General features: G+C 68.5%; 18 protein-coding genes. 15 read left to right on the top strand and 3 right to left on the bottom strand.

The window, feature by feature from the left end:
- Positions 1 to 17 precede the first annotated feature (17 nt).
- Positions 18 to 407 (bottom strand): DUF2237 family protein, encoded by a 390-nt coding sequence (locus ACYR7D_RS26725; RefSeq protein WP_280401323.1) that lies wholly within the window; start codon positions 405 to 407, stop codon positions 18 to 20.
- A 177-nt stretch (positions 408 to 584) separates the two neighbouring features.
- Here ACYR7D_RS26725 and ftsY point away from each other — a divergent pair, with 177 nt between their 5' ends.
- From ftsY to ffh, 6 genes are all read left to right on the top strand, one after another.
- Positions 585 to 2,204: a signal recognition particle-docking protein FtsY gene (gene ftsY / locus ACYR7D_RS26720; protein WP_459547266.1), complete on the top strand. Its 1,620-nt coding sequence runs from the start codon at positions 585 to 587 to the stop codon at positions 2,202 to 2,204.
- Between the two features lie 264 nt (positions 2,205 to 2,468).
- Positions 2,469 to 3,758 carry an ammonium transporter gene (locus ACYR7D_RS26715; RefSeq protein WP_459550306.1) on the top strand — a complete coding sequence of 430 codons (1,290 nt, stop codon included), beginning with the start codon at positions 2,469 to 2,471 and terminating at the stop codon, positions 3,756 to 3,758.
- Between the two features lie 4 nt (positions 3,759 to 3,762).
- Positions 3,763 to 4,101, top strand: coding sequence for a P-II family nitrogen regulator (locus ACYR7D_RS26710; RefSeq protein ID WP_459547265.1), 339 nt, complete (start codon positions 3,763 to 3,765; stop codon positions 4,099 to 4,101).
- An 86-nt stretch (positions 4,102 to 4,187) separates the two neighbouring features.
- A complete protein-coding gene (locus ACYR7D_RS26705) occupies positions 4,188 to 6,647 on the top strand; it encodes a [protein-PII] uridylyltransferase (protein WP_459550305.1) in 2,460 nt (819 codons plus the stop codon).
- Between the two features lie 126 nt (positions 6,648 to 6,773).
- Positions 6,774 to 7,127, top strand: a complete 354-nt coding sequence (locus ACYR7D_RS26700) for a hypothetical protein (RefSeq protein WP_459547264.1) — start codon at positions 6,774 to 6,776, stop codon at positions 7,125 to 7,127.
- Positions 7,128 to 7,356: 229 nt separating this feature from the next.
- The gene (gene ffh / locus ACYR7D_RS26695; protein ID WP_459547263.1) at positions 7,357 to 8,916 is read left to right on the top strand and encodes a signal recognition particle protein; all 1,560 of its coding nucleotides are present in this window, start codon (positions 7,357 to 7,359) and stop codon (positions 8,914 to 8,916) included.
- A 417-nt stretch (positions 8,917 to 9,333) separates the two neighbouring features.
- On the opposite strand, the gene ACYR7D_RS26690 is transcribed toward ffh, so the two are convergent.
- On the bottom strand, positions 9,334 to 9,747 hold the full coding sequence (locus tag ACYR7D_RS26690) for a hypothetical protein (protein WP_459547262.1): 414 nt from the start codon (positions 9,745 to 9,747) through the stop codon (positions 9,334 to 9,336).
- Between the two features lie 326 nt (positions 9,748 to 10,073).
- On the opposite strand from ACYR7D_RS26690, the gene rpsP reads away from it, so the two are divergent.
- Genes rpsP through trmD form a run of 4 tightly spaced genes read left to right on the top strand, consistent with a single transcriptional unit; the run spans position 10,074 to position 12,041 of the window.
- Entirely contained in the window at positions 10,074 to 10,514 is a 441-nt protein-coding gene (gene rpsP, locus ACYR7D_RS26685; RefSeq protein ID WP_459547261.1) for a 30S ribosomal protein S16, read from the top strand.
- A complete protein-coding gene (locus tag ACYR7D_RS26680; RefSeq protein WP_030521790.1) occupies positions 10,514 to 10,756 on the top strand; it encodes an RNA-binding protein in 243 nt (80 codons plus the stop codon). Before rpsP ends, ACYR7D_RS26680 begins: the two co-directional genes overlap by 1 nt.
- Positions 10,757 to 11,281 (top strand): ribosome maturation factor RimM, encoded by a 525-nt coding sequence (gene rimM / locus ACYR7D_RS26675; protein WP_459547260.1) that lies wholly within the window; start codon positions 10,757 to 10,759, stop codon positions 11,279 to 11,281.
- Between the two features lie 10 nt (positions 11,282 to 11,291).
- A complete protein-coding gene (trmD, locus tag ACYR7D_RS26670; RefSeq protein WP_459547259.1) occupies positions 11,292 to 12,041 on the top strand; it encodes a tRNA (guanosine(37)-N1)-methyltransferase TrmD in 750 nt (249 codons plus the stop codon).
- On the opposite strand, the gene ACYR7D_RS26665 is transcribed toward trmD, so the two are convergent.
- Positions 12,010 to 12,861 (bottom strand): helix-turn-helix transcriptional regulator, encoded by an 852-nt coding sequence (locus tag ACYR7D_RS26665; RefSeq protein WP_459547258.1) that lies wholly within the window; start codon positions 12,859 to 12,861, stop codon positions 12,010 to 12,012. The genes trmD and ACYR7D_RS26665 overlap by 32 nt on opposite strands.
- A gap of 98 nt (positions 12,862 to 12,959) precedes the next feature.
- Between ACYR7D_RS26665 and ACYR7D_RS26660 the strand changes: the two genes are divergently transcribed.
- The 5 genes from ACYR7D_RS26660 (at position 12,960) to lepB (ending at position 19,528) form a co-directional block, all read left to right on the top strand.
- Complete coding sequence (locus tag ACYR7D_RS26660) at positions 12,960 to 14,594, top strand: AMP-binding protein (protein WP_459547257.1); 1,635 nt, start codon at positions 12,960 to 12,962, stop codon at positions 14,592 to 14,594.
- A 96-nt stretch (positions 14,595 to 14,690) separates the two neighbouring features.
- The gene (locus ACYR7D_RS26655; protein ID WP_459550304.1) at positions 14,691 to 17,105 is read left to right on the top strand and encodes a Tex family protein; all 2,415 of its coding nucleotides are present in this window, start codon (positions 14,691 to 14,693) and stop codon (positions 17,103 to 17,105) included.
- A gap of 24 nt (positions 17,106 to 17,129) precedes the next feature.
- Positions 17,130 to 18,161, top strand: a complete 1,032-nt coding sequence (locus ACYR7D_RS26650) for a hypothetical protein (protein WP_459547256.1) — start codon at positions 17,130 to 17,132, stop codon at positions 18,159 to 18,161.
- Between the two features lie 123 nt (positions 18,162 to 18,284).
- Positions 18,285 to 18,626 (top strand): 50S ribosomal protein L19, encoded by a 342-nt coding sequence (gene rplS / locus ACYR7D_RS26645; protein ID WP_030521783.1) that lies wholly within the window; start codon positions 18,285 to 18,287, stop codon positions 18,624 to 18,626.
- 113 nt (positions 18,627 to 18,739) lie between these two features.
- Positions 18,740 to 19,528 (top strand): signal peptidase I, encoded by a 789-nt coding sequence (lepB, locus tag ACYR7D_RS26640; protein WP_459547255.1) that lies wholly within the window; start codon positions 18,740 to 18,742, stop codon positions 19,526 to 19,528.
- Positions 19,529 to 19,542: the final 14 nt, after the last annotated feature.

The following is a 19,542-nucleotide window of genomic DNA, read 5'->3' as shown; positions in this document are numbered from 1 at the left end:
ATCCGCCGCGCGGGCGGTCAGAGCAGATCGCTGACGTCGTCGGGTACGTCGACCGCGTATTTGCGCAGGATCTCCATCGATATCACTTCCAGGGCGTTCTCATGGGTCGCCGCCAGGACCACCGGCGCGGCCACACCGTCCTCGTGCGCGTGTAACCAACGCACCGCCACCACACACCATCTGTCCCCGGGCTGGAGGCCGGGGAAATTGTTCTCCGGGCGGGGTGTGCTCAGATCGTTGCCGATGGACGCCTGATGCTCCAGGAACTCGGCTGTGACGACCGTGCACACGGTATGGCTACCCAGATCCTCCGGGCCGGTGCTACAGCAGCCGTCCCGGTAGAACCCGGTCAGCGGATCGGTGCCGCACTCTTGTAGCGGACCCCCAAGCACGTTTCGATCGGTCACATCGCCGATCCTATTGGCCTGCCGCGAGAAGTTCCGCAGGACAAGAAATCTCACCGGCCCCTATTCGCCGGACCGGACCGGTAAAGCACTGGCTACCGGGCTTTTGCCCGGCGAGCCCGCCGCGCGTGCCGGGCCGGGTCGCCTCCGGCCCCGGCCCGCTCTGCAAGGATGGTCGGCGTGAGTGCCCAAGCCTGGATTCTGATCGCAGCGATCGCCGCCGTACTGCTGGTCGCGCTCGTGGCCGGCTTCGTCCGGTACAAACGCGGCCGGGTCTCGCTGACACCACCGGCCGGAAAGGAGGAGCTCACCGACCGGTCGGGCGGGTATCAGGCCGCAGGTGGCTTCTCCTTCAGCCGAGGCGGGCAGGGCGTCACCGCGGCGCCTCCCGGGCCGAGTCCCACTGAGCGGACCGATACCGAGGGCCAGCCGCATATCGGTGACGACGCCGCCGTACCGCGGGACGCTCCGCGCCGCGGGATCACCGACGTCCCGCTCCCGGACACGCTCGCCCCCGAGGACGCGGCGTCCACCGTGGAACCGGAGACCGTTGTCCGACCCGGGGACTCCACAGAAGTGATCCCGGAAGCGGCCACGGGGAGCCCCGCCGTGGCTCCCCCGGAACCGCCGACCACCGAACCGGCGGCCCCGGAACCGCCGGCCACCGAGCCCCCGGCCACGGCACCGTCGGCCACCGAACCCGGGCCGGTCGTCGACGGAGAACCCGGCCGGGTCGCCGAGCCGCCGAGCGCGACCCCGGAAACCACCACGGACCGGGGGGCCGCTGTCCCTCCCGCGGATACCGAGACCACCGAACCCGCGGTCGTCGCCCCCGATACGGCGGCCGGAGCCCATCTGGTGCCGGAGGTCGAGGAGATCGAACCCACCTCCGGCCGGCTGACCCGGCTGCGGGGAAGGTTGTCCCGGTCGCAGAACGCGGTGGGCAAGAGCCTGCTGGGTCTGCTCGGCGGCGGCGACCTCGACGAGGAGTCCTGGGAGGAGGTCGAGGACACCCTCGTCCTCGCCGATATCGGGACCGCGGTCACCACGGTCATCGTGGAACGGCTGCGGGAGGAGATGGCCGCGCGCAGCGTGCGCACCGCCGACGACGCCCGGGCCGTGCTGCGGGATGTGCTGATCGAATCGCTGCGGCCCGAGCTCGACCGCTCGGTACGCGCGCTACCGCATCCCGATCACCCGTCGATCCTGCTGGTCGTCGGGGTGAACGGCACCGGTAAGACCACGACCACCGGCAAACTCGCCCGGGTCCTGGTGGCCGACGGCCGCCGGGTGCTGCTCGGCGCCGCCGATACCTTCCGCGCCGCCGCGGCCGACCAGTTGCAGACCTGGGGCGAGCGGGTCGGCGCGGAAACCGTACGCGGTCGCGAGGGGGCCGACCCGGCCGCGGTGGCCTTCGATGCCGTGGCCACCGGTATCGACACCGGAGTGGACGCGGTGCTCATCGATACGGCGGGGCGCCTGCACACCAAGACCGGGCTCATGGACGAGCTCGGCAAGGTGAAACGCGTCGTGGAGAAGAAGGCCTCGGTGGACGAGGTACTGCTGGTACTCGATGCCACCGTCGGTCAGAACGGGCTCGCCCAGGCCCGTATCTTCGCCGAGGTGGTCGATATCAGCGGCGTGGTCCTGACCAAGCTCGACGGAACGGCCAAAGGCGGAATCGTCTTCCAGATCCAGCACGAGCTCGGTGTACCGGTGAAACTGGTGGGCCTGGGTGAGGGCGCCGACGATCTGGCCCCGTTCGAACCGGCCGCCTTCGTGGACGCGCTGCTCGGCTGATCCGGCGGGCCGGTGCGGCGCGGCACCTCCCGCCGTACCGCATCGGCCCCTCGACCGCCGGCGTTCCGGCCCTGCTCACAGCGGTCGCGGAACCCGCGCGCAGTGCGTGCAACACACCCGAAACATCGCAGCGCGATCCATTCACCTAGGTGAAACACGCGGGCGTCACGGATGAAACACCGAATGAGGACCCTTCTGTAGCGGGCCCGATGTCGCGAAGGCGGCGGGCCGGACGGATGAGGGAGGAAACTGGTGGAAACCGTGATCGGCGCACCCAACGCCGGCGATACCGCATGGATATTGACGAGCGCGGCGCTCGTTCTACTGATGACACCCGGGCTGGCGTTCTTCTACGGCGGTATGGTCCGCGCGAAGAACGTGCTCAATATGATCATGATGAGCATCAGCGCGATGGCTGTGGTCACTGTGCTCTGGGTGCTGTACGGCTTCTCGATCGCATTCGGTACCGACAAAGGCGGTCTGTTCGGGGATCCGGGTCAGTTCTTCGGCCTGAAGACCCTGATCGCCGGGTTCGGTGAGGAATCGGCAGGAGTCCCCCTCATCGGGAACATTCCCGCGACCGTTTTCGTCGCCTTCCAGGCGATGTTCGCGATCATCACCGTCGCGTTGATCTCCGGTGCGGTCGCCGACCGGCTGAAGTTCGGTGCGTGGCTGGTCTTCAGCGCCATCTGGGCCACCGTGGTGTACTTCCCGGTCGCCCACTGGGTCTGGGGCGGCGGCTGGATCATGGAGAAGGTCGAGGCCATCGACTTCGCCGGTGGTACCGCCGTCCACATCAACTCCGGCGCCGCCGCGCTCGCGCTGGCCATCGTGGTCGGCAAACGTGCGGGCTGGCCGCAGACCCCCTTCCGCCCGCACAACCTGCCGTTCGTCATGCTCGGTGCCGCGCTGCTGTGGTTCGGGTGGTTCGGTTTCAACGCCGGTTCGGCGGCGGCCGCCGACGGTGTCGCCGGTGCCGCCTTCGTCACCACCCTGGTCGCCACCGCCGCCGCGATGATCGGCTGGCTGGTGGTCGAGAAGATCCGCGACGGTAAACCCACCTCGCTGGGCGCCGCCTCCGGTATCGTGGCCGGGCTGGTCGCTATCACGCCCTCCTGCTCCTCGGTGAACGTACTGGGCGCATTGGCCATCGGTGTCATCGCCGGTGCGGTCTGCGCGCTCGCGGTGAGCCTGAAGTTCAAATTCGGTTACGACGATTCGCTCGACGTCGTCGGTATCCATATGGTCGGCGGTATCCTCGGCACGGTGCTGATCGGCCTGTTCGCCGCTCCCGAGGCGCCCGCGGGCGCCACGGGCCTGCTCTACGGCGGTGACCTCGAACTGCTGGGCCGGCAGACGCTCGGCGCGGTCGCGGTGCTCGTGTACTCCTTCGTGATCGCCCTGGTTATCGCGTACGCGATCAAGTTCACCATCGGTCTGCGCGCCGACGCCGACGCGGAATCGGGCGGTATGGACGATTCCGAACACGCGGAGACGGCATACGATTTCGCTGCACTGGGTGGTACCGCTCGCTCGGCCGGCAAGGAGGCATGAACCCATGAAACTGATCACCGCAATCGTCAAACCGTTCACGCTCGAAGACGTCAAAACCGGCCTGGAGCAGGCAGGCGTATTCGGGATGACCGTGAGCGAGGTCCAGGGATACGGGCGGCAGAAGGGGCACACCGAGGTCTACCGCGGGGCGGAGTACTCGGTCGATTTCGTGCCGAAGGTACGAGTCGAGGTGGTGGTGGACGACGAATCGGTGGACCGGGTCGTGGACCTGATCGTCGAGGCGTCCCGGACCGGCAAGATCGGTGACGGGAAGGTCTGGGTGGCCCCGGTGGAAACGATCGTCCGGGTACGCACCGGCGAACGCGGCATCGACGCGCTGTAACCCGCGTCGCGACAGCGGGTGTGAACGATAACGGCGGCCCCGCCCCACCATTGCGGTCGGGCGGGGCCGCCCGTGTGGGACGGGTGGTGGTTGCGTTGGGTAGGAACCGGCAGGCGCGGGAATCCGGGCGGGTAGCGGATGGGCAGCCGGATGGATCCGCGACGCTGTCACACGGCGCCGCGGACCTGGTACGGGCGCGGGACCAGCTGCTCGGTGGCGGGGTGCCCAGGCATCCACGGCTCGATGCCGAATCGCTGCGGGCCGCCCTGGTGGATCTGTACGAGCTGTGGCTCACCAGTAAAGGCGCCGAGGTGGGGATCACGGCCGACAGCGGACTGGCGATCATCGCCGTGGGCGGGCTCGGGCGGCGCGAGATGCTGCCGTACTCCGATCTCGACCTGGTGTTGCTGCACGAGGACATGGACCCGAAACGGGTGGCCGAAATCGCCGATCGGCTCTGGTACCCCCTGTGGGACGCGCATATCAAACTCGATCACAGCGTGCGCACGGTTCCACACGCGTTGAAGGTGGCCGCCGACGATCTGGTCGCCGCGCTCGGCATGCTGGACGCCCGCCATATCGTCGGCAACGCCGAACTCAGCGACCGGCTCATCGCGGGGGTGCGCAAGGACTGGCGCAGCGGGATCCGCGGCCGGTTCGACGAACTTCTCGCCGGTGTCCGCGCCCGCTGGGAACGCAGCGGTGAGGTCGCCCACCGTACCGAACCCGACCTGAAGAACGGGCGCGGCGGATTACGCGATATCCAGTTGCTCGACGCGCTCGCCATCGCCCAGCTCACCGACGCCATGCCGGGCCTCGGACCGGACGCGCCGGGCGGTGGGCTCGCTCAGGCGCACCGGCGTCTGCTCGATGTCCGCACCGAACTGCACCGGGTCGCGGGCCGGGCACGGGACCAGCTGCACGCCCAGGACGCCGACGAGATCGGTGCGGCGCTGCGCATCGGCGACCGCTTCGATCTGGCCCGCACGCTCAGCGACGCGGCACGTACGGTCGGGTATTCGGTGGAGGTCGGTCTGCGTACCGCGGGCAACGCCCTGCCACGCAAGGGATTGGCCCGATTGCGGCGGATGCCGGTGCGGCGGCCACTGGACGAAGGAGTGGTGGAACACGCGGGTGAGGTCGTATTGGCCCGCGATGCCCGGCCACAGCGGGATCCGGGGCTGGTGCTGCGAGTGGCCGCTGCCTCGGCGCAGACGGGGCTGCCGATGTCGGCGACCACACTGAACCGGTTGTCGGAGGATGCGCCCGAATTGCGGGAACCGTGGCCGAAGGACGCGCTCAACGATCTGCTGGTGCTGCTCGGTTCGGGCCGTGGAGTGATCGACGCGGTGGAGGCACTGGACCGGACCGGATTATGGGGCAGGCTGCTTCCCGAATGGGGCGCGGTCCGCGATCTGCCGCCGCGAGACGCACTGCACACCTGGACCGTCGACCGGCATTCGATCGAAACCGTGGCCTACGCGAGTGCCCTGAGCACCCGCGTCGCCCGGCCGGACCTGCTGGCGCTGGGTGCGCTGCTGCACGATATCGGTAAGGGCCGCACGGAAGACCACTGCCTGGTCGGGGCCGAATTGGCCACCCAGATCGGCCGGCGGCTGGGGCTGTGGCCCTCGGATGTGCAGGTCCTCAGCGCCGTGGTACGCCACCACCTGCTGCTGCCCGATACCGCCACCCACCGCGATATCGACGACCCCGCGACCATCCGGTACGTGGTGGAGGCACTGGACAACGATCCGCGTCGCCTCGAACTACTGCACGCACTGGCCGAAGCGGACTCGCTGGCCACCGGCCCCGGGGTCTGGGGCGAATGGAAGGCGACGTTGATCGGGGAACTGGTCCGCCGCTGCCGCACCGTGATGGCCGGTGAGGTGCTGCCCGAGCCCGAGCCCGTCCCCGAGGAACTGCTCGCCCGCGCCGCCGCCGGTGGTATCCATGTCGAATTGGCGCCGGGCGAAGGGAAATTCACGCATATCGCCACCGTCATCGCTCCGGATACTCCGGGTTTGCTGTCGAATACGGCCGGGGTCCTGGCCCTGCATTCGCTGCGGGTGCTGTCGGCCTCGGTCCGTGCGGTGGGTGAGTCGGCCGTCAACACTTTCGTCGTGACACCGACGTTCGGCGGACCGCCGGACGCCGGTCTGCTCCGGCAGGAACTCAAGCGTGCGGTGGCGGGCGACCTCGACGTGCGGGCGGTACTCACACAGCGGGAACGGGATATCCGGCATGCCCGGGCCGAGCCCCGGCTGCTGTGGTCGGAAACCGGGGTCGCCGGACAGCTGATCCTGCAGTTGCGCGGGGAGGACCGCATCGGCCTGCTCTGCCGGTTGGCCGCGGCCCTGGCCGGTGCGGGTGCCGATGTCCGCTGGGCGAAGGTGGTCACGATGGGGTCGTTCGTGGTGGACGTCTTCTGCGTGGAGCTGGGCGCGGATACGGGACCGGCTCGGCGGGCCGCGATCGAAACGGCCGTCCTCGCGGTGGTTCCCCGGCCGGCACCGCCCCGCCCTCCGGATCCGGAAGGCGACTAGCGGCCGCGACCGAGGTCACCGTTGCGCGTCGATTGCCAACCGTTTGCTGCAGAGGTCGTGGTGATATCGTGGGCGACCCCTAACATTCGGGAGGTCAACTGTCGCGCTCACGAGGGGAGCAGCTCGGTGGCAATCCAAGTGGTGACCTCGTCGATCATGACCAGCGATACGACCCCCCATATCGCCCGCTGCGTGGGGGATGCCTACTGGGTGGTTTCCTGGCTGCCCGGCCGTACGCTCACCGAATCGCAAGCGATGGCGGCGATGACCGTGGCCGCCGCCGTCGCCACCGGCGGATTGCCGCCCGGCGACGACTGGTCGCAACTCGACACGCTGTCGCGGCAACTCGGGCTCACCGGCCGGGAGGCCGCCTATCTGGTTGCCGTGGAACAGCACGACTACAGCCGCGGGTTCTCCACCCCCACGCCCGACTGTGTCGACGGCGCCGCCTTGGGCGGCGCGGGCTCGGGGCCCGCGTGACCCCGCTGTGCCGATGGCGCTGCCTCGGGCGGCGCGGGTAGGGGCGCTGCGGCCCCGGCAGTGCCGATGGCGCCGTCTCGGGTGCGTGGGGCCGGCGGTGCGGTGACGATCTCCGGTGATGTCTGCGAGCAGTGCGGTGCGGGCCCCGGCCCCGCCGGGCCGCCCGCTACTCTGGGACGCCCATTACCCTGGGACGCAGTGACGTCACTCGAGATCAGGAGCGCGCCAGGTGTTCGAATCCCTATCCGACCGGTTGACCGGTGCCCTGAAGGATCTTCGCGGTAAGGGACGTCTGTCGCCGGCCGATATCGACGCCACCTGCCGGGAGATCCGCCTGGCCCTGCTGGAGGCCGATGTCGCGCTGCCCGTGGTCCGCGGGTTCATCTCCCGGATCAAGGAACGCGCCAAGGGTGCGGAAGTGTCCGCCGCGCTCAATCCGGCCCAGCAGGTCGTCAAGATCGTCAACGAGGAACTCGTCGGGATCCTCGGCGGTGAGACCCGGCGGCTGACCCTGGCCAAAACACCGCCCACGGTGATCATGCTCGCCGGTCTGCAGGGTGCCGGTAAGACCACCCTGGCCGGAAAGCTCGCCAAATGGCTGCGCGACCAGGGCCATCAGCCCCTGCTGGTGGCCTGCGACCTGCAGCGCCCCGGCGCGGTCACCCAGCTGCAGGTGGTCGGTGAACGCGCGGGCGTCCCGGTGTTCGCGCCCCATCCCGGTACCTCGATCGGCGGGGGCGACAACGCGCTCGGCATCACCGCGGCCGATCCGGTCGCCGTCGCCGAATCCGGTATCACCGAGGCCCGCGCCAAACAGCACGACGTGGTGATCGTGGACACCGCCGGCCGCCTCGGTATCGACGCCGAGCTCATGGCGCAGGCCGCCGGGATCCGCGACGCCGTGAAACCCGACGAGATCCTGTTCGTCCTCGACGCCATGATCGGCCAGGACGCGGTGTCCACCGCCGAGGCATTCCGCGACGGCGTCGGCTTCACCGGCGTGGTACTCACCAAACTCGACGGCGACGCCCGCGGTGGTGCGGCGCTGAGCGTGCGCAACGTCACCGGCGCGCCGATCATGTTCGCCTCCACCGGGGAGAAGCTCGAGGATTTCGACGTCTTCCATCCCGACCGGATGGCCAGCCGCATCCTCGGTATGGGTGATGTGCTCACCCTCATCGAACAGGCCGAACAGGTCTATGACGCGCAGCAGGCCGAGGAGACGGCGCGCAAGATCGGCAGCGGTGAGCTCACCCTGGAGGATTTCCTCGACCAGATGCTGGCCATCCGCAAGATGGGTCCCATCGGCAATCTGCTCGGGATGCTGCCGGGAGCCGGTCAGATGAAGGATGTCCTCGCCCAGGTCGACGATAGACAGCTCGACCGGATCCAGGCGATCATCCGCGGTATGACTCCGGCCGAGCGGGAGAACCCGAAGATCATCAACGCGTCCCGCCGGCTGCGGATCGCCAACGGGTCGGGAGTCCAGGTCTCCGATGTCAATCAGCTGGTCGACCGCTTCTTCGAGGCCCGCAAGATGATGGCGATGATGGGTCGGCAGATGGGGATGCCCGGCGCCAACCGTCGCAACAAGAAGCAGAAGGGCAAGAAGGGGAAGAAGGGCGGGCGTGGACCCACCCAGCCGAAGATGCGCGGCGGTTTCCCCGGGATGCCGGGCTTGCCCGGCGGCGGTATGCCCGATCTGTCGAATATGCCGCCCGGTCTCGATCAGCTGCCGCCGGGGTTGGAGAACTTCGATATCTCCAAGTTCAAGTTCCCGGGCAAATGAGCTGTGTTCCGCGGCGCCGCGGGGTCGCGGCCTCCTCGGTCGCGCTGTTCCGGTCCTGAGACTCGCGGCTTCGCCGCATACGCTTCGAGGCCGGAACGGCGAGACGGGCCTCGATTCTTCGCGATGTCCCGGAGAACTCGGCTCGTATGGTCGCGTCGGGATCCGCGGTTCGGGGCCGGTGGGTGCGTCGCGTTCGACGCTTCGGGACCGGAAGCCGGGACACAGCGGGAATGCGTCCCGGCTGTGCCCCGGCGCGTTCGGTCAGCGTCGGCTGCGGCGGACGAGTAGGAAGGTGGCCGTCGCCACGATCACCGGCGCCAGCACCCCGACACCGACACCGACGGCCACCCATACCAGCGGCGATACGCTGTCGGCGGCTGTATCGGCCGCGGCGGTGGTATCCGCCGTCCCGGCGTATTACGGGTCGGCGCCGAAGATACTCGTACTCGCGGTATCGCCGATATAGCGCGGACCCGGTTCCGGTGCGCCCGTCACATCGACCTCGAGCTCGATCGGAACGGGCGCGACCTGCGCCTGCTCATCGAGGGACGGGCTCAGCTTCACCGAGATGGAGTACCAGCCGGGCACCGCTTGGCCGCGCACCGAGGCCTCGCCGTCTTCCCGGTTCAGGTACCGGATCGGCGTGGTGGCCAGTGCCGTGCCGCTGGTCGGCAGGACGGTCTCGGTCCCGGTGTAGGCGGCGAAATCGGAGTCGAGTTCCGCCCGGTAGGGGTTGTAGACCGTGGTGTCGATATTCGACACGTAATCGCTGCCGCGCTCGGGTACCTCGGCGAAACGCACTCGGTACGCCAGTCTGTTCGAGAATGACACGTGGTCGGTACTCCCATTCGACTCGGCCGCGTCCAGGTGGGATACGGCTGAGCGACGCTACTCAGAGGACTGACCAGCTGCCAAGCGGTACATTTCCCGCTGCCGGACGATTTGCCCGGTGGCGCCCCCGTCGCTTCGTGTAGCGAGGCGATTTCCGGGCCGGCCGCGATGTCTGGCAGAATGGTCGACCGTCCTACTGGACAGTGTCAGCCCGTCTCCGGTTACGTACCGCGCGGCGGTCACACACTTCATTCGCAAAACCGGGCTCGCGATACCGCGTGAGTCGCTGAATTGCGCCGTGACCACTATGAAAGGCAGATCAGCAGATGGCTGTTCGCATCAAGCTCACTCGTATGGGCAAGATCCGAAACCCGCAGTACCGCGTCGTCGTCGCGGACGCCCGCACCCGTCGTGACGGCCGGGCCATCGAGTCCATCGGGAAATACCACCCCAAGGAAGAGCCGTCGCTGATCGAGATCGACTCGGAGCGGGCCCAGTACTGGCTGGGTGTCGGTGCGCAGCCCACCGAGCCGGTACAGCGGTTGCTGGAGATCACCGGCGACTGGCAGAAGTTCAAGGGCCTGCCGGGCGCCGAGGGCACCCTGAAGGTCGCCGAACCCAAGCCGTCCAAGCTGGATCTGTTCAACGCCGCGCTGGCCGCCGCGGAGAACGAGCCGGTCACCGAGGCCGTGACCCCGAAGAAGAAGGCCAAGAAGGACAAGGAAGGCGAGGCCGAGGCCGCCGAGTCCACCGAGGCCGCCGAGTAATGAGCGTCGTCGTCGCCGATGCCGTCGAACACCTGGTTCGCGGTATCGTCGCCAATCCCGATGATGTCCGGGTCGAGTTGATCACCGGTCGGCGTGGACGCACCGTCGAGGTCCACGTCCACCCCGACGACCTGGGCAAGGTGATCGGGCGCGGCGGGCGCACCGCCACGGCGCTGCGCACCCTCGTCGCCGGTATCGGCGGCCGGGGTATCCGGGTCGACGTGGTCGACACCGATCAGTAGATGGAACTCGTAGTCGGCCGGATCGCCAAATCGCACGGCGTGCGCGGCGAGCTGGTCGTCGAGGTACGCACCGACGAGCCGGAGGAACGCTTCGCGGTCGGCGCTACTCTGCGTACCCGGCTGCCGCGTTCGGCCGAGGTCCGTCGTTTCACCGTGGAGTCGGCCCGGGAACATTCGGGCCGGCTCCTGGTGCAATTGGCCGGCGTCACCGACCGGACGGCCGCCGACGCGTTACGCGGCGCCCTGTTCCTGGTGGACAGCGAGGAGCTCGGGCCTTCCGAGGATCCGGACGAGTTCTACGATCATGAGCTCGAGGGTCTGCGCGTGGAACTCGCCGACGGCACGGCCGTGGGTATCGTGCGAGAGGTGCTGCATTCGGCGGCGGGTGAGCTGCTCTCGGTCCGCGCCGCCGACGACGGCCGCGAGATCCTCATCCCGTTCGTCACCGCCATCGTGCCCACGGTATCGGTCGCCGACGGACTGATCGTGATCGATCCGCCCGAAGGCCTGCTGGACCCGCAGTGAGGTGGACGTCATGAAGATCGACGTACTCACCATCTTCCCGGAGTATCTGGAGCCGCTGCGCACCGCACTGCTCGGCAAGGCCATCGACAAGGGTGTGATCTCCGTAGCGGTGCACGATCTGCGCCGCTGGACCCACGATGTCCACAAATCCGTCGACGATTCGCCGTACGGCGGCGGGCCCGGCATGGTGATGAAGCCGACGGTGTGGGGGGATGCGCTCGACGAGGTGTGCCCCGACGACGCACTGCTCGTGGTTCCGACACCCGCCGGTATGCCGTTCACCCAGGCCACCGCCCAGCGCTGGGCGGCCGAATCGCATCTGGTCTTCGCCTGCGGCCGGTACGAGGGGATCGACCAGCGGGTGTTCGAGGACGCCGCGCGCCGGGTGCGCGTGCAAGAGGTCAGTATCGGCGATTACGTGCTGATCGGCGGGGAAGCCGCGGTGCTCGTGATGACCGAGGCGGTGGTCCGGCTGATACCCGGCGTGCTGGGCAATCAGCAGTCGCACGAACAGGATTCGTTCTCCGACGGACTGCTCGAAGGCCCCAGCTACACCCGCCCGGTGAGCTGGCGCGGCCTCGACGTCCCGCCGATCCTGCTCTCGGGGGATCATGCCCGCATCGCCGCTTGGCGCCGGGAACAGTCCTTGCTCCGTACCCGGGCACGCCGTCCGGACCTGCTGCCGGAAACCGACCGACCGGCAGCGCCCGCCGCCCGGATACGACCCGTCAGGGAATCAGGCCGAGGCGGCGGGCAGTGACCACGGCCTCGTGCCGGGAGCTCGCGTCGAGTTTGTGCATCGCGCTGCGCAGATAGCTCTTGACCGTTTCGGGGCCGAGCGAGAGCCGTTGGGCCACGGCCTTGTTGGAGCAGCCCAGGCCCACCTGGAGCAGTACGTCGATCTCCCGCCGGGACAGCCGGGGCGCGCCGGGAGCGGGCTCACCCGCCAGCGTACGGGTCAACCGATCGTCCAACGCTCGCAGCCGTTCCCGTAACCGGCTGTCGGTGGTCGTCGCCGACATCTCGCGGAGCTCCACCTGGACAGCACGCAGTTCCTCGGTGGTGGCACCGGTGACGGCCGGGACCGGCGCGGCGGTCCGCAGGAGTCGCAACCGGCGATCCACCTCGTCGCGGACGGCGATCTCGTTCGCGAGCCGGCGACCGGCGTGGAGCAGAGCGGTCATCGTGCGGTCGCCGATCGGACCGATTTCGCGGGCCGCCGCGTACAGCACCGCCCGCGGACGGTCCGCCACCACCACCGGAACCGCGAGGACCGACCGGATCCCCTCGGTGAGCACCGGCTCGTCGTAGTGATGGGTGATCGACAGGGCACTGCGATAGTCGGCGACCGAGGCGGGTCGGCGGGAATCGACCACCCGGCCGCCCAGCCCGGAAGCGCGGGTCACCGACAAGCCGCGTAACCCGTCGGTCCGTACCCCGGAGAACTCGGTCAGCAGCAGGGTATCGGCGTGCACCTCGCCACCGAACACCACCGGGACACCGGTGGCGCCCAACCGGCGGATCTCGGCACGCAGCGCATCGCGGTCGCGGGGGCGCAGCAGCGGAGGGGCGGAAGCCATTCGAGTTTCACCCCTTTTCGGGGGTAGTGCCGTACACGGTGTGACCTACATCCTATGGCAACGGCGAGTGAGCCGGATGACGACCGAGGAGATGCGACATGGGTGCCGACCCGAACGAGCGGGTGCGCGAACTGCTGGACATCTACGATCACCCCGACGCCTGCGCCGCGTGGTTGCTGTGCGACCGGCACCCGGCCGACGCCGTCGCGTTCACCGTCGTCGACAGCGATCTGTCGGCCGTGGATCTCACCTATGGGGAACTGCGCGAGCGGTCCGAACGCTTCGCCGCCGCATTGGCCGGGCTCGGTGTGGAACACGGCGACCGGGTCGCCACCCTGATGGCGAAATCGGTGGATCTGGTGGTGGCACTGCTGGGTATCTGGCGGCGCGGGGCGGTTCACGTCCCCTTGTTCACCGCATTCGCCGCGCCGGCGATCGCTTTCCGGCTGCGTGCCGCCGAGGCCTCCATCGTGATCGCCGACGGCGACCAGGCGGGCAAACTGGCTCCCGGCGGGGATATGCCCGAGACGCCGCCGTGGCAGGTGATCGTGGCCGGTGACGCGACGCTGCCCGGCGCGCTGCGGCTGGCGGACCTGCCGGTCGCCGACGTCGATTTCGTCCCCGCCGCGGTGGCCGGCGGCGACGGTCAGCTGGTGGAGTTGTTCACCAGTGGGACCACCGGGACTCCGAAGGGCGTGCCCATCCCCTTACGCGCCCTGGCGTCCTTCCACGCCTATCAGGAGTTCGCGCTGGACGTCCGTCCCGACGACGTCTTCTGGAATGCCGCCGACCCCGGCTGGGCATACGGTCTCTACTACGCCATCCTCGGTCCGCTCGCCTCCGGTACCCGCAGCCTGCTGCTGCACGCCGGTTTCTCCCCGGAACTCACCTGGCAGGTGCTGCACCGGTTCGGGGTCACCAATTTCGCCGCCGCGCCCACCGTCTACCGGGCGCTGCGCGCCTCCGGGCCGCCGGCGCAACGGATTCGGCTGCGCCGGGCCTCGTCGGCGGGAGAACCGCTGACCCCGGAGGTGGTCGCCTGGTCAGTGGAGACCCTGGGGGTCGCGGTCCGGGATCACTACGGGCAGACCGAACACGGCATGGTCATCTGCAATGCCTGGCACGACGACCTGAACACCGAGGCGCCACCCGGTTCGATGGGGCGCTCGCTGCCGGGGTGGGAATGCGCGGTGCTGGCCGAGGATGCCGATATCGAGGCGCCGGCCGGACAACTGGGACGTATCGCCATCGATGCCCAGCGCAGCGCGCTGCTGTGGTTCCTCGGCTATGTGGACGAGCCGGAGCGGACCGCGCGGCGTTACACCGCGGATGGCCGGTGGTATCTGACCGGTGACGCGGGCGCGCGTGATGCCGACGGGTTCTTCCACTTCTCCGCGCGCGACGACGATGTGATCATCATGGCCGGATACCGGATCGGCCCGTTCGAGGTGGAAAGCGTGCTGGTGGTACACGACGAGGTGGCCGAGGCCGCGGTGATCGGGGTGCCGGACGAATTACGTGGTGAGGTACTGGAGGCGTTCGTGGTGCTGCGCGCGGGCGCGACCGGGACCGCGGAGCTGGAAGCGGAACTGCAGACCTTGGTGAAGAAGAAGTTCGCCGCGCACGCCTATCCGCGCCGCGTCCACTTCGTCTCCGATCTGCCCAAGACCCCCAGCGGGAAAGTGCAGCGGTTTCTGCTGCGGCAGCAGGTCCGCGACACCCGGAAGAAGTGAAACGACACTGCCGGACCGGGCGCGGACCCGCTGTCGGCGGACGGCGGTAGGGTGCGGGTCGTGACGACAGCGCCAGAGACCTCGAGTCCCGAGACGATGCCTACCGACTCGATCCCAGCCGCCGGTACCGGCCCGGCGGTTTCCGGTACCGTCAGCCGGCGTATCGCCGATGAACTGGCGGTGCGTGAGAACCAGGTCACGGCCGCCGTCGAACTTCTCGACGCCGGCTCGACCGTGCCGTTCATCGCGCGCTACCGCAAAGAGGCCACCGGCGGGCTCGACGACACCCAGTTGCGCACTCTCGAAGAGCGTCTGCACTATCTGCGCGAACTCGACGAACGCCGCGCCACCATCATCGAATCCATTCGCAACCAGGGCAAACTCGACGAAGCCCTGCACCGGCAGCTGCTCCTGGCCGAGACGAAGGCCCGGCTCGAGGACATCTACCTGCCCTATAAACCCAAGCGCCGCACCAAGGCTCAGATCGCGCGGGAAGCCGGGCACGAACCCGTGGCGGATGCGTTGCTCGGCGATCCGGACACCGATCCGGCCGGATACTCCGCCGAACAACTCGACGGCGCCCGCGCCATCCTGGTCGAGCGGTTCGCCGAAGATGCCGATCTGGTGGGCGAGCTGCGCGAACTCATGTGGAACCGCGGCCGGGTCACCGCCACGGTCCGGGCCGGAAAGGAAGAGGCGGGGGCGAAGTTCGCCGATTACTTCGACTTCGCCGAGGAATTCACCAGCCTGCCCTCGCACCGGATTCTCGCGTTGCTGCGCGGGGAGAAGGAAGAGGTGCTCGCCCTGCATCTGGATCCCGATCCGGCCGATACCGAACTCGCTCCGGGCGAGCGCAGTGTCTACGAGACCCGGATCGCACAACGTTTCTCGATCGCCGACCGGGGCCGTGCCGCCGATAGCTGGCTGCTCGATACCGTGCGCTGGGCCTGGCGGACGAAACTGCAGGTGAGTCTCGGTATCGATACCCGGATGCGATTGCGCCAGGCCGCTGAACGCGATGCGGTCGAGGTGTTCGCCGCCAATCTTCGTGATCTGCTGCTCGCCGCGCCGGCCGGTACCCGCGCCACCATGGGGCTGGATCCCGGCTACCGCACGGGAGTCAAGGTGGCCGTGGTCGACGCCACGGGCAAAGTGGTGGCCACCGAGGTCGTGTATCCGCACAAACCGCAGAACCAGACCGAGAAATCGCTCGCGGTGCTGGCCGCCCTGGTGGCGCGGTTCGGAGTCGAGTTGATCGCCATCGGGAACGGGACCGCTTCGCGGGAAACCGATGCTCTCGCCGCGCAATTGATCGAGCGCATCCCGGAGAACACACCCACCAAGATCGTTGTTTCCGAGGCGGGGGCCTCCGTGTACTCCGCCTCGGCCTATGCCGCACAGGAACTGCCCGATCTGGACGTCTCGCTGCGCGGTGCCGTCTCCATCGCGCGCCGGCTCCAGGATCCCCTGGCCGAACTGGTCAAGATCGAGCCGAAATCCATCGGGGTGGGGCAGTACCAGCACGATGTCTCCGAAACGTTGTTGGCGCGCTCCCTGGGCGCGGTGGTCGAAGACGCCGTGAACGCGGTCGGGGTCGATGTGAACACCGCCTCGGTACCGCTGCTGTCGCGGGTCTCCGGTATCACCGGGTCGGTGGCGGAGAGCATCGTGTCCCACCGGGATACGCACGGTCCTTTCCGGAGCCGCACCGCGCTTCTCGACGTTCCCCGGCTGGGGCCCAAGGCCTTCGAACAGTGTGCCGGCTTCCTGCGTATCCGCGGTGGTGACGATCCGCTCGACACCTCGGCCGTACACCCCGAGGCCTACCCCGTGGTGCGGCGCATCCTCGACTCCACCGGCGGCGGTATCGCCGAGATCATCGGTAACGCTTCGGTTCTGCGCACACTGCGGCCCGCCGATTTCACCGACGAGAAATTCGGTGTACCCACGGTGACCGATATCATCAGCGAACTGGAGAAACCCGGCCGCGATCCGCGTCCGGAGTTCAAAACCGCGGAGTTCGCGGCGGGAATCGAGAAGGTCGCCGATCTGCGGCCGGGAATGGTGCTCGAGGGCGTGGTCACCAATGTCGCCGCGTTCGGGGCCTTCGTCGACGTCGGTGTGCACCAGGACGGTTTGGTACACGTATCGGCGATGTCACGCAACTTCGTGCGCGACCCGCGTGAGATCGTCAAATCCGGTGATGTGGTGAAGGTGAAAGTACTCGAGGTCGATATCGCCCGCCAGCGCATCGGTTTGTCGCTGCGACTCGACGACGACCCCGCGGCGGCGAAACCCGACCGCGGGCAGAGTGCCGGGGAGCGTGGCCGTGGCCAGGGCGGGGTCCGCTCGGGCGGTTCGGATCGCGGCGGCCAGGGGCGCGGGGCCAAGAACCGCGGCCAGGGCGGCGGCGGCCGCAATCGGGGGCAGAGCCGCGACGGCCGGCGCGATAATGCACCTGTGAACGGGGCCATGGCCGACGCCTTGCGGCGGGCGGGCTTCGGGAAGTAACCGAGTTCGGGAACGGGGGCCGGGATGCGGCGGTGGCTGTCGGAGGATGTGATCGCCGCGGGCCGGCTCCCGCTCCTGTGTTTCCTGCTCGGTTTCATCATCGGCTTCCTGGTGATCCGGCTCAGCGTCCGGCTGATCCGGGCCCGGGTGCGCTGGTGGCCCGGTAACCTGCAGACCGGCGGGGTGCACATCCACCACATGGTTTTCGGTGTGGTGCTCGTGCTGATCTCCGGGATCGGGATGATCGTCGGCTACGGCAGTACCGGTCCGGGGGTCGCGGCCGGGCTGGCGGCGGCGTTCGGGGTCGGTGCCGCACTGGTACTCGACGAGTTCGCGCTCCTGTACTACCTGCGCGATGTCTACTGGGAAGAGCAGGGGCGCACCTCGGTCGACGCGGTGTTCGTCGCGCTCGCCGTCACCGGTTTGCTGCTGCTGGGTTTCCATCCGCTGTGGCTGCTGGAGATCAACGATGTGCCCGATCGGCTCGGCCTCCCGGCGCGGCTGCTCATCGCCGGTTTCGCAGTGGTGAACCTGGCGCTGGCCGCCGTGGTCATCGCCAAGGGCAAGATCTGGACCGGGCTGTTCGGCATGTTCTTCCTCCCGCTGCTGGTGGTCGGCGCGTTGCGGCTGAGCCGGCCGGGCGCCCCCTGGGCGCGCTGGCGATACGGTGGGCGGCGGCGGCTGATGTACCGGGCGATCGTGCGGGAACGCCGGTACCGCCGGCCCGTGATCCGGGGCAAGATCTTCGTCCAGGATCTGATCGCCGGGAAGCCGGATGTCGGGCATGCCCGATCGGCGGCCGAGGAAGAACTGACCCGTACCGTGGTCGCGGCGCCACCCGCCCCCCACCGTGACCATCCGCTCCTGCACGAACTGCACCTGTGGCCGCACGAACCGCGTCCCGGACCGCCGGATACCACGTTCTCCGGCACCGGTCCGCCCGCCGATCCCGGACCGCCGGATTCCGCATCGACCGGCACCGTGGCGTCCGGCCCCGGACCCCGGGTCCCCGACGGTCCGGAGCGTACGGGGCCGGTTTCCGGAATCGATCGCTGATCTGGCACAATGCACAGGTTGCCCTGGGCACCTCCCCGGCGCACCCCCAATTCGGAGCACGAACCGGTCGAGCGCCCGCGCCGCCAGGTTCCTCTGTTCGCGCGACCATCAGAAGGATGATCAATGAACACCCTTGATTTCGTCGACGAGAGCTCGCTGCGCAGCGACGTCCCCGACTTCCGTCCGGGCGATACCCTCAATGTGCACGTGAAGGTCATCGAGGGCTCCAAAGAACGTATCCAGGTTTTCAAGGGCGTCGTCATCCGGCGCCAGGGCGGCGGAATCCGCGAGACCTTCACCGTGCGCAAGGTGTCGTTCGGTGTCGGCGTGGAGCGCACCTTCCCGGTGCACAGCCCCACCATCGATCACATCGATGTGGTGACCCGCGGTGATGTTCGCCGCGCCAAGCTGTACTACCTGCGGGAGCTGCGCGGCAAGGCCGCCAAGATCAAAGAAAAGCGCTGACCTGCCGCTTGTCGCCGCTACCCGGGCACCCCGTGGTACGCCGGTGACCTCGGCGAACGGCATATGTAGCCCGGTGTCGCGAATCCGTTGCGGCACCGGGCTACGCTGTTCGCGTGGCAGACGAGAGTTGGTCGGTGTCGGGGTCGGAATCCGCGGACGCGCAGCCGCGTAGGCGTCGGGCGCGACGGCCCGTCAAAGCGAAGAAGCAGCGGCCGTTCTGGCAGGAACTGCCCATCCTGCTGGTGATCGCGGCGGTTATCGCCGCCCTGATGGTGACCTTCGTCGGCCGGCCGTATGTGATCCCCTCGCAATCGATGGAACCCACTCTGCACGGCTGCGCCGGTTGTACCGGCGATCGGATCTACGTGCAGAAGCTCAGCTACTACTGGAGCGATCCGCAACCCGGCGACGTGGTGGTCTTCGTCGGCCCGCCGTCGTGGAACGGGCACTACCGGTCCATCCGATCGGACAATCCGGCCGTCCGGGGGATACAGAACTTCTTCTCGTTCTTCGGCCTGGTGCCGCCGGACGAGAACGATCTGGTGAAACGGGTGATCGCGGTCGGCGGCCAGACCGTGGAATGCTGCGACGAACAGGGCCGGGTCATGGTCGACGGGGAACCGCTGAACGAGCCGTACGTCGAGGACGATTATCCGTGGCTCCCCGGCCAGCAGAACGCCTCCTACCCGGTCGGCCGGGTATTCGGGCCGATCACCGTGCCCGAGGGGAACCTGTGGGTGATGGGTGACAATCGTAACGAGTCGGCGGATTCCCGGGCCCATGTCGGTGACGAGTTCCAGGGCACGGTGCCGGTGGACAATGTCCGTGGTAAGGCCGTGTTCAAGATCTGGCCGCCGGGGCGCATCGGTCCGCTCGACGGCGTGAATCCGCAGGAGAATTGAGCCGGGACGGTACG

The sequence above is a fragment of the Nocardia sp. X0981 genome (assembly GCF_977089955.1).
Note: the sequence above shows the minus strand (reverse complement) of the source record. Positions and strands in the feature narration are given on the sequence as shown.